We start from the raw sequence: 11,754 nt of genomic DNA on the forward strand, positions 1-11,754 counted from the left end.
CTTATGGAAATGAGGGGATCACGTGAAGAAGGTTGTATTGGCCGGAGGTACGGGATTTGTCGGTCAGGATTTTGCACAAAGGTTCAAGAAACTTGGATATGAGGTGCTCATCATCTCACGTCAGCCAGGTCATATTGCCTGGGAGGACTCCGATGGTATCAGGCAAGCCCTTGAAGGTGCTGAGATGTTGATTAATCTGGCCGGAAAATCTGTAAACTGTCGTTACACCAACGAGAATCGCAGGATTATCCTAGAGTCCAGGACCAGCACGACACGTATTCTTGGCGAGTCTATTCTTGAATGTGACCTTCCACCTGAACTATGGATCAATTCAAGTACGGCCACGATCTACAGACATGCAGAAGACCGCCCCATGACCGAAAAAGAAGGTGAGATTGGCTCCGGATTCTCGGTGGATGTAGCTAAGGCATGGGAACAGGCTTTCTTCGAATTCAGTCTGCCTTCTACCCGCCAGATTGCCTTGCGAATTGCGATTGTACTGGGCAAAGGCGGCGTCATGGAGCCGCTCACGAATTTGGTGCGTTTTGGCTTGGGTGGGTCACAGGGTCCCGGAACACAGCAGTTCAGCTGGATTCATATCGAAGATTTATTTCGCATGGTCCTTTATCTACAGCAGCATCCGGAACTTGAAGGGGTGTTTAATGCTTCGTCTCCGCATCCGGTTACCAATCGCCAACTGATGGAGAGCCTGAGACGTCATATGGGCGTCCGCATTGGGCTTCCTTCTCCTCGATGGATGCTTGAAGTAGGAGCGCGATTTATTCGGACCGAAACGGAGCTGGTTCTCAAAAGCCGCTGGGTTATCCCAGAGCGGATAGAGCAGGAAGGGTTCACGTTTAAGCACGATACGCTCGACACCGCACTAGATGAGATTCTGAAATAGTATGAATTACTGAAAAAGAATGTCGAATACAATGTTTCATTCGGAAGGGCAGATGATCTGCCCTTCTGCTGTATGTTCTGGAGATTTGGGTCCGCTGACGTTTCGGCATCTCTGGTGCAGTGTAAAAGTCATTTGAATCAGTCAGATGAAACAGAAAGAGGTTGGGGAAATGCAACTTAGAAGAGTGAGAATTGCCGGAACGGGCAAGTATCTGCCGGAGCGAAAAGTAACGGACGAGGAGCTGGATATCCGCTTGAATGTGCCGGCAGGTTGGGTGTCCAAAGCCACGGGCGTAGGTGTTCGCCATTATGCTTCCGGTCAGGAAACATCTTCGTTCATGGGGGCGAGAGCTGCAGAAGCTGCGCTTGCCGACGCAGGACTGCAATTTGCCGATATCGACTGTCTGGTGTGCACCAGCGGAACGAAGGAGCAGCCTTTGCCAAGTACAGCGGTATTCATCCAACAAGCCATGGGAGAACAGGAATCAGGCATACCGGCATTTGATATGGATGCAACCTGTCTGAGCTTTCTAAACGGCCTGGACGTCATTTCCTATATGGTGGATGCGGGTCGTTATCGCCGGGTACTGCTCGTAGCAACAGAGATCGCTTCTGCAGGTTTGAATTGGTCGGATAAGGAGAGTGCGGCCCTCTTTGGCGATGGAGCCGCCGCGGTCATTATCGAACGTTCCGAAGAAGAGCAATCTTCCCGAATTGTGCATGCTTCCCTGAGGACGTACAGCCGGGGGGCGAGATTCTCGGAAATTGCCGGTGGGGGTACACGGCTGCATGCCTCCAATTATGTGGCCGATCAGCCGGAGCCTTACCTTTTTCACATGGATGGGCAGGCGATCTTCCGGATGGCTTCCAGGCTTCTTCCCGGATTCATGGACGATATGCTGAAGGCCTCCGGAAACCGGATGGAAGATTTTAAGCTGGTCATTCCGCATCAGGGAAGTGCCATGGCCATGAGATTGATCCGCAAAAAATTAAATATTCCCGAAGACCGCTTTATGGACATTACACGAAACCATGGGAATACCATTGCCGCATCCATTCCCATGGGACTGCATGAGGCGATCAAGCAGCAGCGTATTCGGCGAGGTGATCGGGTGCTCCTGATCGGAACGGCCGCTGGATTGTCATTGGGAGGACTTATTTTTGATTACTAGATTGAGAGAATCGAATCATGCTGCTGCAATCCGAAGTGTATTACTCACTGGGGGGCGTGCTCCCGTTACACTAGATCTGGCACGCATGCTCAAGCGCGCAGGTTATCGTGTGTATGTTGCGGAGAGTGCATCACGTCATCTATGCAGATTGTCCGGTGCAGTGGAGCAATGCTATGTTGTACCATCCCCGCGTCATGAAACAGCGGCATATCTGTCTGAGCTCGAACGGATTATTCAAGCATCGCAGATCGACCTGCTGCTTCCAATGTGTGAAGAAGTGTTCTATATTGCGCAGGGAGCAGAGAGATTGCGCCCGTATTGCCATGTTCTTGTTTCTCCATTGGAGCAGCTGCATAAGCTGCATCACAAGTTTCATTTTATCCAGCTTGCACAATCCATGGGCCTTGCTGTACCGGATACACGTTTGATTACCAGCCGGGAAGAATGGATTCAGACCCAATCTGTTCTGGAAACGGAAGGGAAGTGGGTATGGAAGCCGGTGTATTCCCGATTTGCCGCCAGAGTTCGCATGCCTGGCTCACGGAACGTTCCTCCAGGTGAGGCAGAAATATCATCAGCCCTCCCTTGGGTAGCTCAGGCTTACGTTTCTGGGCGAGCATTGTGCACATACAGCGTTGCTCATGAAGGGAACATGGTGGCTCATAGTACGTATGACAGCCGCTATCGCACAGGCAGCGTGGGAGCCAGTGTCTATTTCGAACACGTGGAGCACGAGGGTACATATGAGTGGGTTCAGCAATTTGTAGAGGCTACCGGATTTAGCGGTCAGATTGGTTTTGATTTTATTGAAGGACCGGAGGGGCGGGTGGTTGCCATTGAGTGCAATCCGAGGGCTACAAGCGGAATCCATCTCTTCTATCCTGGGGATGAATTGGTGCGTGCCATTACTACGCCTGAGTCGCTGGTGAAGGAAGGTATCCTGGTAACTCCCAGGCAGCAGAGCAGGGCCATGCTCATGCTCCCGATGCTGGGCAGCGGATTGCAGCAGATGGGACGACCGGATCAGTGGCGAGCATGGATGGCAGCCTGGCGAGGTACTAGAGATGTCGTACACCTGAAGAATGATAGACGCCCCATGCTGGAACAAGCGGCCGTGGTGCTGTCCGCCTGGCGTCTTGCACGCAAGCACAAGCTATCTCTGACTGAAGCATTGACTCACGACATAGAATGGAACGGTGAACAACCATGAATAGAGCATTGGTTACAGGAGCAACAGGTTGTTTGGGCAGACATCTGGCGCTAAGGCTCGCAGAACAGGGCTGGAGAGTGACGGGCATGGGCCGCAAAAAAGAATACGGTATTCAGCTGGAAGCCAAAGGAATTCAATTTTATCAAGGTGACCTGCGTGACAAGTCCGTAGCAGCTGAGGCATGTGCCAATCAGGATGCCGTCTTTCACTGTGCGGCGCTATCGTCGCCTTGGGGCAAATACCAGGACTTTTACAGCAGCAATGTGGAAGCGACACAGCATCTGGTCGACGGTTGCAGGCGAGCGGATGTACAGCGATTCATCCACGTATCAACGCCCAGTGTGTATTTTAATTATAGACCCCGATATGACATTCATGAGGATGATCCCATGCCAGCCAAACCAGTGAATCATTATGCAGCTACCAAAAGAATGGCGGAGCACGTGGTGCTTCGGGCACATGCAAACGGACTTCCTTCCATCATGATTCGCCCGAGAGCCATCTTCGGTCCGTATGATCAGACGCTTTTCCCCAGAATCGTCGCAGCTAACCGTAAATCAGGTGTTCCTATGATTGGGGGCGGCCAGGCTGTCATTGATCTCACCTGTGTGGATAATGTCGTGGATGCGCTGCTGTTATGCTGGAGTGCGCCGTCTGAGGCACTAGGGAGGGCCTACAATATTTCCAATGGCGACCCGCGGCCTTTCCACGAACTGGTGAGTCATCTGTTTGAATTGCTTGAGATGCGGCTGCATCGCCGAACTATTCCTTACAGGGCAGCTTATGGAGCAGCATCGCTGCTGGAGGTTGTGCATCGTCTCCTGCCTATGCTTGGCGAACCACAGCTGACCAGATACACCGTGGGTTCGTTAGCCATCCCGCAAACGCTGAATATTCATGACGCCCGAGAGCGGATAGGATATACACCACGAGTAACCATTGAAGAAGGCCTGCAGCAGTTTGCAGATTGGTGGAGGGCAGAATCATGCTGACAACAACGAAGGTAGAACTTCATCTGGGGGCTGCTGGCTTCTGTACCCATCCGGAGTTTCTGACCATTAGAGGCGGAAGTTTACGACCAGTGCCCTTTCCTGCGGGCTTTGCCTGTATTATTCATCCCGTGCATGGTCCGATGCTGCTGGACACGGGATACAGCTCCCGTTTCTTCAAGGAAACGGCACATCTGCCCAATGCGCTGTATCGCCATATTACGCCTGTGGTGTATCGTGAAGAGGACAGTGCGGTACAATTCCTTGCAAGGTTAGGGTTAAAAGCGTCGGATATTCGATATATCATTCTTTCCCATTTTCATGGTGATCATATCGCAGGGGTGCGTGACTTCCCGGAGGCACAGTTCATCTATCTGCCCCAAGCGTATGAGGCCGTGCGTTCACTCGGTCCGGTTGCTGCAGTGAAAGCCGGGTTTCTATCCGGACTTTTGCCGGAAGATTTTGCAGACCGATCCTTGCCCGTGATGACACAGCCAGAGCGATGGACGAAGGCGGGAGACGACTTCCCCTTTTCTGAGGTACACGATCTTTTCGGTGATGGCAGCCTGCTTGGTGTAGAGGTATCCGGTCATGCAGAAGGCATGATGGGCATCCTGCTCAGCACGGGCGAACAGGACTATTTTCTGTGCGCCGATGCGGTGTGGTCCAGCCGGGCTTTTCGTGAACAGCGCAGACCGCATGCACTGGCAGGCATCATCATGTCAGATCGCTCCGAATACAGAATGAATTTCGACAAGCTCGTTCGGTTACACCAGCAGTTTCCCGAGATTCGGATTGTACCCAGCCACTGCCTGGAAGCGCTGAATGCGTGGGGGACGGGAGGGAATTACATATGAGCACCATGCGTATAGTCTATCATTATGCATTGGCACGCGGACTGCGAAAATGGAAATCACGTAAGGAGCTCGAACACTGGCAGGAACGTCAGATCCTTCGGCATATCGGGCAAGTTCGTGCACAGTCTCCATTTTACCGAGAGTGGTGGGGAGATGCTGAAACATCCGCATGGAGAAGCTTTCCAATAATCGATAAAACGATCATGATGCAGCATTTCGACCAGCTCAACACGGTCGGGATTTCGAAGAACGAAGCCATGACTCTCGCAGGTGAAAGTGAGGACACACGTGATTTTAAGCCGTCCGTTCAAGGCATTACGGTCGGTCTTTCCTCCGGGACATCGGGGAACCGGGGATTATTTCTTGTGAGTGAGCGGGAGCAGGACGCCTGGACGGGGACAGTGCTGGCCAAACTGCTGCCTGGTGGGCTGTGGAAGCCTGCCAAGATTGCCTTTTTCCTGCGGGCTAACAGTAATCTATATGAGTCGGTGCAGCGGGGCAAGCTGCAATTTCAATATTTTGATCTGCTGGAACCCGTGCATACCTTGGTCGAGCGTATGGAAGAGTATCGTCCCACCGTGTGGGTAGCTCCTCCATCGATGCTTAGAATGCTGGCCGATGCATATCAAGCGGCTTCACTGACCGTGACACCCGAGAAAATCATCTCTGTGGCCGAAGTCCTGGATCCGCTTGATCGCAAGGTGCTGGAGCGCGTCTTTGGTCAAACCATTCATCAAGTCTACCAATGTACAGAGGGGTTTCTGGGTGCGACCTGCCGTCTTGGCACATTGCATTTGAATGAAGATATTGTCCATATCGAAAAAGAGTTTATTGATCCTGTTTCCCGGCGATTTGTTCCCATTATTACGGACTTCTCCAGGACATCACAGCCGATAATCCGGTATCGGCTGAATGACATTCTAACCGAGGCAGCCGCCCCATGTGACTGCGGCTCTCCCTTTACCGCCATTGAGCGGATCGAAGGCCGCTGTGATGATACGCTTTATTTTTCACATCGACATACCGGCGAGGAGGTACCTGTATTTCCGGACTTCATCACCCGCGCGGTTATTGCCGCTTCTTCGAATCTGGAGCACTACCGGGTCGTTCAGCGTAGGGACGGATCACTGGAAATCGCTCTTCGACTTGGGGGGGATAGTGATGATCTCGATTGGGTGAAGAGCGAGGTGCAGCGTCAACTGCTGAAACTGGGGGAGCGGCTTGAGTGTACTGTGCCACAGACGGATTACGTTCCCTATACATTCGAACCGGGAATGATCAAGCTGCGTAGAGTGGAGAGACAACGTGGTTGAACTTGGACTTAAGCGAAGCGGATACTCAGCTATGTTCAGTCATGTGATGATAGAAAGGGAGAAGCTAATCGATTCAATGGAGGAAGGTGGACGGGGAGATGGTACAGAACATTAAGGGAGAGACTGCACCTGTAGCGTTAATTACAGGCACCTCGAGTGGGTTCGGCATGCTTACTGCGATTACACTTGCCAAGCAGGGATACCGGGTTGCCGCAACCATGCGCGATCTGAGCCGGAATGAACAATTAGTCCAGCTGGCCGAACAAGCAGGCGTTGCAGATCGATTGCATTATATACGTCTGGATGTGACGGATTCGGATTCGGTACAGGCTGCTGTTGCGGCTGTGCTTCAGATGTATGGGCGAATTGACATGCTGGTGAACAATGCAGGGTTTGCGGTTGGTGGTTTCATTGAGGAAGTAACGATGGACGATTGGCGGCGGCAAATGGAGACGAATCTCTTCGGTCTCATTGCAATGACGCGTGCGGTGCTTCCTGTCATGCGTGAACAGAAGCGGGGACTCATCATCAATCTCTCCAGTGTCAGCGGTTTGTCGGGGTTCCCGGGCTATGCGCCTTATGCCGCTTCCAAATTTGCCGTGGAAGGTTTCACCGAAAGTCTTCGGCATGAGATGGCTTCGTTTGGCGTAAAGGTAGTCCTGGTTGAGCCGGGAGCGTATCGCACACCTATTTGGAATAAAGGACTGGGTGAAATTCACCGCAATGATAACTCCCCTTATAAAGAAAAACTGGATGCAGTGCTTCGTTATTCTGCACATGCAGGTCAGACTGCGCCCGATCCGCAGGAAGTGGCTGACCTGATCGCCCGCATTGCACGCATGCGTGCACCACGGCTCCGCTATGCACTCGGCAAAGGATCTCGTGTGCTCATTATTGGCAAAACGCTGCTTCCGTGGAAGTGGTTGGAGTGGATTATTGCGCATGGTCTGAAATAGGGCAGACCTTATTAATTCTAGTCAGGAGGGCTTGAACTTGTTTGAAGTCATCGTGATTGTATTGCTTTTAGCCGTTGTAGGACTGTTATTCCGGATCAACAGCAAGCTCCCTGAACGTGATTGGGTGAAGGAAGCGATGGAACGAGACGCGTCGAAATAAAAACATGGGAGGTTTTCACGTTGAAAATTGCTTTTGTTTTGTTTGATGGTTTAACCTTTCTAGATTTTGCAGGATTCTATGATGTGATCAACCGGCTGAATTTTTTTGAACCAACCAAGGGCAGTACATGGGAAACTTGTGCGTTGACCGATCAGGTCACGGACGAATCCGGATTAACGCTCCAAGTGGATCGAGTGAAGCCGGACTTGGGTGAATACGATATGGTTTTTGTTCCTGGAGGTATGGGTACGCGCAAACTTCGGTTTGATGAAGCTTTCGTGGGATGGCTGAAACAGGCAGAGAAGGTCCCGATGAAGGTGTCGGTATGTACGGGCTCTTTGCTGCTCGGTGCGGCAGGTTTTCTCTCCGGCAAAAAGGCAACGACTCATCCTAATGTGTATGATCTGCTTCAGCCGTACGCAGCCGAGGTCATCCAGACCCGGATTGTAAAGGACGGAAATGTCATTACGGCCGGTGGTGTTGCCACATCGATTGATCTCGGAATTTATGTACTGGGATTGCTTGCCGGACAGGAGGCAGCCGAGAATGTGAAGCGGCAGATCGACTATCCTTACGTGATGCAAGGAGTGATCGAAGTATGAGGGATGATTTCAAGCAGAGTATGTTCAATATTCGCATTATTCGGCGTGATGAAGCCGATCAATACTGGTCTTTGCGTCTGGAGGCACTGAAAAATCATCCGGAGTCCTTCGGAGCATCTTACGAGTTGTCTGTTCAGCTTCCTATGAGTGAAGTGCAGGATCGCATACATACTGAGCCCGATGATTACATTCTTGGAGCCTATACAGCAGAAGGAATACTGGCTGGAATGATGGGTTTCAAGAGAGAATCCGGCATGAAACTCAGACACAAGGGATTCATCTGGGGGGTATACGTGGCACCGCCATATCGGGGGTATGGTCTTGCTTCAAGGCTGCTTCGGGAAGTATTGAAACGGGGAGAGGCATTGGAGGGCATCAGGCAAATTAATCTGAGCGTGGTTACGACAAATGAATCAGCCAGACGGTTATACGAAAAGTACGGATTCGAAACGTATGGCATAGAGAATTATGCTCTTGAAGTTGGGGGACAAGGTTATGATGAAGCCCATATGACATACGTTTATCCATCTGTGAGGTCCATATGACCGAGGTTGTTCATCTGGAAGTAGACGGGTATGCCTTCGTATTACAAGAGTACCATTCTTTCGAATGGTTACGGCCACTGGGCAAGGTATTTCGCGTATTTGATCAGCAGGATTCCGGCAATCTGTCTTTTGGTATGCTACAGGAGGACGGAACAAGGCTCTTTGTAAAATATGCAGGAGCACGTACCATTCATGCGAATACACTTAATAGTCCGCAGGAAGCCATCCGTAGTTTGAGATCTTCTGTTTCAGTCTACGAGGATTTGAAGCATGACGCTTTGATTCGACTAAGAGACCACTTTGCAACGGAACGGGGTTATGTCTGTGTATTTGATTGGGTGGATGGAGAATGTCTGCATTCCCAGTGGTATTTTCCGGCTCCAGCGAAATATGAAGATCCACGTTCACCGTATTATCGTTTCAGGCAACTCCCTATCAAGATGCAAATTCAGGCGATGGAGCAGATCTTGAATTTTCATATTGAGGTGGAACGAAAAGGGTATGTGGCTGTTGATTTCTATGACGGCAGTCTGATCTATGATTTTGAACAAAATAGGATCAAGATTTGTGATATCGACCTGTATCAGAAGGGTTCGTTTACCAATACCATGGGACGGTTGTGGGGTTCATCCCGCTTCATGTCTCCTGAGGAGTTTGAGCTGGGTACCACCATTGATGGAGTAACCAATGTATTCAACATGGGTGCTGCGGCATTCGTACTGCTTGGTGGAGAGAAGGACCGTTCATATGCCAAGTGGAAGGCTGGAGAAGCCTTATATCAGGTTGTAATTCGAGCAGTGGATCCTGATCGGGCCCGTCGCTATGCATCCGTGATGGAACTCGGTGAAGCCTGGAAGCTGGCGTAAGACAGGATGAATGTATTACTGGTGAATGATGGATCCAAAAATTCAGTTCAGTATATTCCCCATTAGGAATTGCCAGTTTGCATTCGTATCTCCCTGGAATATACCGTATAATGGAAATTAATGAGGGAGGTGCAGCTCTTTGTGCAGATATGCCATGTCAGGACCATACAAAGACACATATGCCTGTTTCGACTGCCGCAAATCATTTAAGCAAACATCGAGACATGATCTCGTTCCTGAAGTGTATGAAAGGCTTGAATTTAAATGCCCGCAGTGTGCGGCACCCATGGTTAGCATGGGAAAAGATTTTAGAGCACCGAAGCAAAGTGATCTGAAACAATGGAAGAAGGTAGCGATTCTTTATCGCCACGGAATCACCTTCCATAGTTGTGGCTGCGGGCCCGGATATCGTCCGGCTGAATTGCGGCAACTGCCCGAGTTTCTGGAAAAGTCTGTTCATAAACGAAGTAAAGGCGAGCAGTTATTACTAAGGCTGGTTAAATAATATGGATCGCCTAATCAATATTGAACCGTCTGACTTGATGAAAATACAGGCACAGACCTTATATACGATGAACACGCAGCAGCGTCTGACTGGCATTAACGAACCGGAAGGCGGGCATGCGCCTGCCTTGTTTATTGGCATGACTTCCAGGGGCCATCTAGCTTATTACAATGAGCACCTGCCGCCAAACCTTATGGATCAGCTGGCGACTGAAGCGAAGCTTCCGCTTGACATTCCGAAGGTGCTAGGGACGATCGAGGCATATAAGCCCGTCAAGCATCTATGGATGGGGCCTGCATTTGTCTTCCGGGAGAAATGGGATAAGTGGCACTCACGTGTGCAGCTTATTGAGCGCCATCATACGTTTTTGCTTGAAGAGCATTTTCCCGATCTCATCGGGCGATTGCATGCAAAAGCACCTGTAGTCGCTTATGTTATTGGAGATTCCGCCGTAGCCGTATGCTGCTCTGCCCGAACTTCGGAGCTGGGCGCAGAAGCGAGCCTGCATACAGTTCCTGCGTACCGTGGACATGGATATGGGGTGGAGACGGTCAAATGCTGGCAGCTCCACGTGCAAGAGAGTGGACGCATTCCTCTCTACAGTACATCCTGGGACAATCTTTCCTCACAGCAGGTGGCCCGCAAACTGGGACTGTACCAATACGGCATGGATTTCAGCATTACGACTTCGTCATAGAGGGTGAACCCGGTGATTCGGATATATGTACAAAAGGATCTGCAACATGTCATTGAAGCTCATATCCGTATTTACCGGGAGGAGTATAATTATGAAGACAGAACCTGAATATGCGCAGAATACCATTACGGGAGTACGGTTTCGAGGAACGTTTTGCTGGTATGTAACTGAGCGGGAGTACTGGTTTTTGAACGTGGAGATGGAGGAACGGTTCGGCATCGAAATACTGAACCAGGAAACCGCTGCAGAATTCCTGCAGGCCATTCAGGATGAGCGAGTAACCGCCGCAGAGCTGCAAGACTGTCTCTATCAATTTAGGAAGCAGCATCCAGACGGTGACGCGTGGTTGAAGTTTGTACCGTCATTCCTTGTGGATTTCGACCAAAGGCAGTTTTGCTCCATGTTTCCCGAGCCGGCGTCTTTCGAACATTACATGCCTCAAGACTGGATTGGATCCTATACGGATTTCCTGGACCGTGTGCCAGAGGAGCAGCGGTACTGGGAAATGGATGGCAGTTCCCTGTTTCGTTAAACTTTTGTTGAAAGGCGTGGTCCGATGATACGCAAACATTTGGTACGCAGCCTGGTATCCCTGAGTATTGTATTTATGGTGGGAGCGTGCTCGGTTCAGCCCGAGGAACAGAGTATATCAGGGGTGATTGAGCACAGCCTGCAGGAGATGGTTAATGAATCTGTAATCATGAGCAGCAGTAATCCTAACGATTATATTGCAGGCAGTCCGAAGGCATACGGTTTAATCCTGAACACCGGTGAGGAAGGGCTGAATGTGCTTTTACAGAAACTTGCGTCCAGCTCCGATAACGGCCTAAGGGAATGGATTATGGCTCAGGCAAGTACGGAGCTGCTCGGGGAGCGGAATTCCGTGAACGAGTGGAACAGTGGCAAAGACTGGCTTAGACAGTATAAAATGAGTGAAGAATAGTAATTCTCAACAACAATCCTCACCTCCAGTCATCAT

At 50.6% G+C, this 11,754-nt stretch carries 15 protein-coding genes; all 15 read left to right on the forward strand.

The genetic code is table 11. The features are described 5' to 3' along the window. The first annotated feature begins 22 nt into the window (after positions 1 to 22). The 15 genes from F4V51_RS08425 to F4V51_RS08490 all read left to right on the forward strand — a co-directional run bounded on the left by F4V51_RS08425 (position 23) and on the right by F4V51_RS08490 (position 11,718). Positions 23 to 904, forward strand: a complete 882-nt coding sequence (locus tag F4V51_RS08425; protein WP_153977641.1) for a TIGR01777 family oxidoreductase — start codon at positions 23 to 25, stop codon at positions 902 to 904. 169 nt (positions 905 to 1,073) lie between these two features. After that, a complete protein-coding gene (locus F4V51_RS08430; protein ID WP_153977642.1) occupies positions 1,074 to 2,075 on the forward strand; it encodes a beta-ketoacyl-ACP synthase III in 1,002 nt (333 codons plus the stop codon). After that, on the forward strand, positions 2,065 to 3,285 hold the full coding sequence (locus F4V51_RS08435) for an ATP-grasp domain-containing protein (protein WP_153977643.1): 1,221 nt from the start codon (positions 2,065 to 2,067) through the stop codon (positions 3,283 to 3,285). Before F4V51_RS08430 ends, F4V51_RS08435 begins: the two co-directional genes overlap by 11 nt. Continuing rightward, a complete protein-coding gene (locus F4V51_RS08440; RefSeq protein ID WP_153977644.1) occupies positions 3,282 to 4,277 on the forward strand; it encodes an NAD-dependent epimerase/dehydratase family protein in 996 nt (331 codons plus the stop codon). Before F4V51_RS08435 ends, F4V51_RS08440 begins: the two co-directional genes overlap by 4 nt. Further along, a complete protein-coding gene (locus tag F4V51_RS08445; RefSeq protein ID WP_153977645.1) occupies positions 4,271 to 5,131 on the forward strand; it encodes an MBL fold metallo-hydrolase in 861 nt (286 codons plus the stop codon). Before F4V51_RS08440 ends, F4V51_RS08445 begins: the two co-directional genes overlap by 7 nt. Further along, on the forward strand, positions 5,128 to 6,444 hold the full coding sequence (locus tag F4V51_RS08450) for a F390 synthetase-related protein (RefSeq protein ID WP_153977646.1): 1,317 nt from the start codon (positions 5,128 to 5,130) through the stop codon (positions 6,442 to 6,444). Before F4V51_RS08445 ends, F4V51_RS08450 begins: the two co-directional genes overlap by 4 nt. 98 nt (positions 6,445 to 6,542) lie before the next feature. Continuing rightward, a complete protein-coding gene (locus F4V51_RS08455; RefSeq protein ID WP_153977647.1) occupies positions 6,543 to 7,400 on the forward strand; it encodes an SDR family oxidoreductase in 858 nt (285 codons plus the stop codon). Positions 7,401 to 7,437: 37 nt separating this feature from the next. Beyond that, positions 7,438 to 7,560 (forward strand): hypothetical protein, encoded by a 123-nt coding sequence (locus tag F4V51_RS29250; RefSeq protein ID WP_261780056.1) that lies wholly within the window; start codon positions 7,438 to 7,440, stop codon positions 7,558 to 7,560. A gap of 20 nt (positions 7,561 to 7,580) precedes the next feature. After that, positions 7,581 to 8,162 carry a DJ-1/PfpI family protein gene (locus F4V51_RS08460; RefSeq protein WP_153977648.1) on the forward strand — a complete coding sequence of 194 codons (582 nt, stop codon included), beginning with the start codon at positions 7,581 to 7,583 and terminating at the stop codon, positions 8,160 to 8,162. Then, positions 8,159 to 8,707: a GNAT family N-acetyltransferase gene (locus F4V51_RS08465; RefSeq protein ID WP_236146729.1), complete on the forward strand. Its 549-nt coding sequence runs from the start codon at positions 8,159 to 8,161 to the stop codon at positions 8,705 to 8,707. Before F4V51_RS08460 ends, F4V51_RS08465 begins: the two co-directional genes overlap by 4 nt. Beyond that, positions 8,704 to 9,573, forward strand: a complete 870-nt coding sequence (locus F4V51_RS08470) for a protein kinase family protein (protein WP_153977649.1) — start codon at positions 8,704 to 8,706, stop codon at positions 9,571 to 9,573. The genes F4V51_RS08465 and F4V51_RS08470 overlap by 4 nt, the downstream gene beginning before the upstream one ends. Before the next feature lie 139 nt (positions 9,574 to 9,712). Then, positions 9,713 to 10,078, forward strand: coding sequence for a hypothetical protein (locus F4V51_RS08475; RefSeq protein ID WP_153977650.1), 366 nt, complete (start codon positions 9,713 to 9,715; stop codon positions 10,076 to 10,078). A gap of 1 nt (position 10,079) precedes the next feature. Next, complete coding sequence (locus tag F4V51_RS08480) at positions 10,080 to 10,775, forward strand: GNAT family N-acetyltransferase (RefSeq protein ID WP_153977651.1); 696 nt, start codon at positions 10,080 to 10,082, stop codon at positions 10,773 to 10,775. 91 nt (positions 10,776 to 10,866) lie between these two features. Continuing rightward, positions 10,867 to 11,307, forward strand: coding sequence for a hypothetical protein (locus F4V51_RS08485; RefSeq protein WP_153977652.1), 441 nt, complete (start codon positions 10,867 to 10,869; stop codon positions 11,305 to 11,307). Between the two features lie 24 nt (positions 11,308 to 11,331). After that, positions 11,332 to 11,718, forward strand: a complete 387-nt coding sequence (locus tag F4V51_RS08490) for a hypothetical protein (RefSeq protein ID WP_153977653.1) — start codon at positions 11,332 to 11,334, stop codon at positions 11,716 to 11,718. The last annotated feature ends 36 nt before the right edge of the window (positions 11,719 to 11,754 follow it).

The organism is Paenibacillus xylanilyticus, assembly GCF_009664365.1.
In the GTDB taxonomy this organism is placed as follows: Bacteria; Bacillota; Bacilli; order Paenibacillales; family Paenibacillaceae; genus Paenibacillus; species Paenibacillus xylanilyticus_A.

Bases quoted from the DNA above. Each gene is read 5' to 3' on its own strand.
- F4V51_RS08430 (WP_153977642.1), top strand. From the start codon at position 1,074: ATGCAACTTAGAAGAGTGAGAATTGCCGGAACGGGCAAGTATCTGCCG.
- F4V51_RS08440 (WP_153977644.1), top strand. From the start codon at position 3,282: ATGAATAGAGCATTGGTTACAGGAGCAACAGGTTGTTTGGGCAGACAT.
- F4V51_RS08445 (WP_153977645.1), top strand. From the start codon at position 4,271: ATGCTGACAACAACGAAGGTAGAACTTCATCTGGGGGCTGCTGGCTTC.
- F4V51_RS08450 (WP_153977646.1), top strand. From the start codon at position 5,128: ATGAGCACCATGCGTATAGTCTATCATTATGCATTGGCACGCGGACTG.
- F4V51_RS08455 (WP_153977647.1), top strand. From the start codon at position 6,543: ATGGTACAGAACATTAAGGGAGAGACTGCACCTGTAGCGTTAATTACA.
- F4V51_RS08465 (WP_236146729.1), top strand. From the start codon at position 8,159: ATGAGGGATGATTTCAAGCAGAGTATGTTCAATATTCGCATTATTCGG.
- F4V51_RS08470 (WP_153977649.1), top strand. From the start codon at position 8,704: ATGACCGAGGTTGTTCATCTGGAAGTAGACGGGTATGCCTTCGTATTA.
- F4V51_RS08480 (WP_153977651.1), top strand. From the start codon at position 10,080: ATGGATCGCCTAATCAATATTGAACCGTCTGACTTGATGAAAATACAG.
- F4V51_RS08485 (WP_153977652.1), top strand. From the start codon at position 10,867: ATGAAGACAGAACCTGAATATGCGCAGAATACCATTACGGGAGTACGG.
- F4V51_RS08490 (WP_153977653.1), top strand. From the start codon at position 11,332: ATGATACGCAAACATTTGGTACGCAGCCTGGTATCCCTGAGTATTGTA.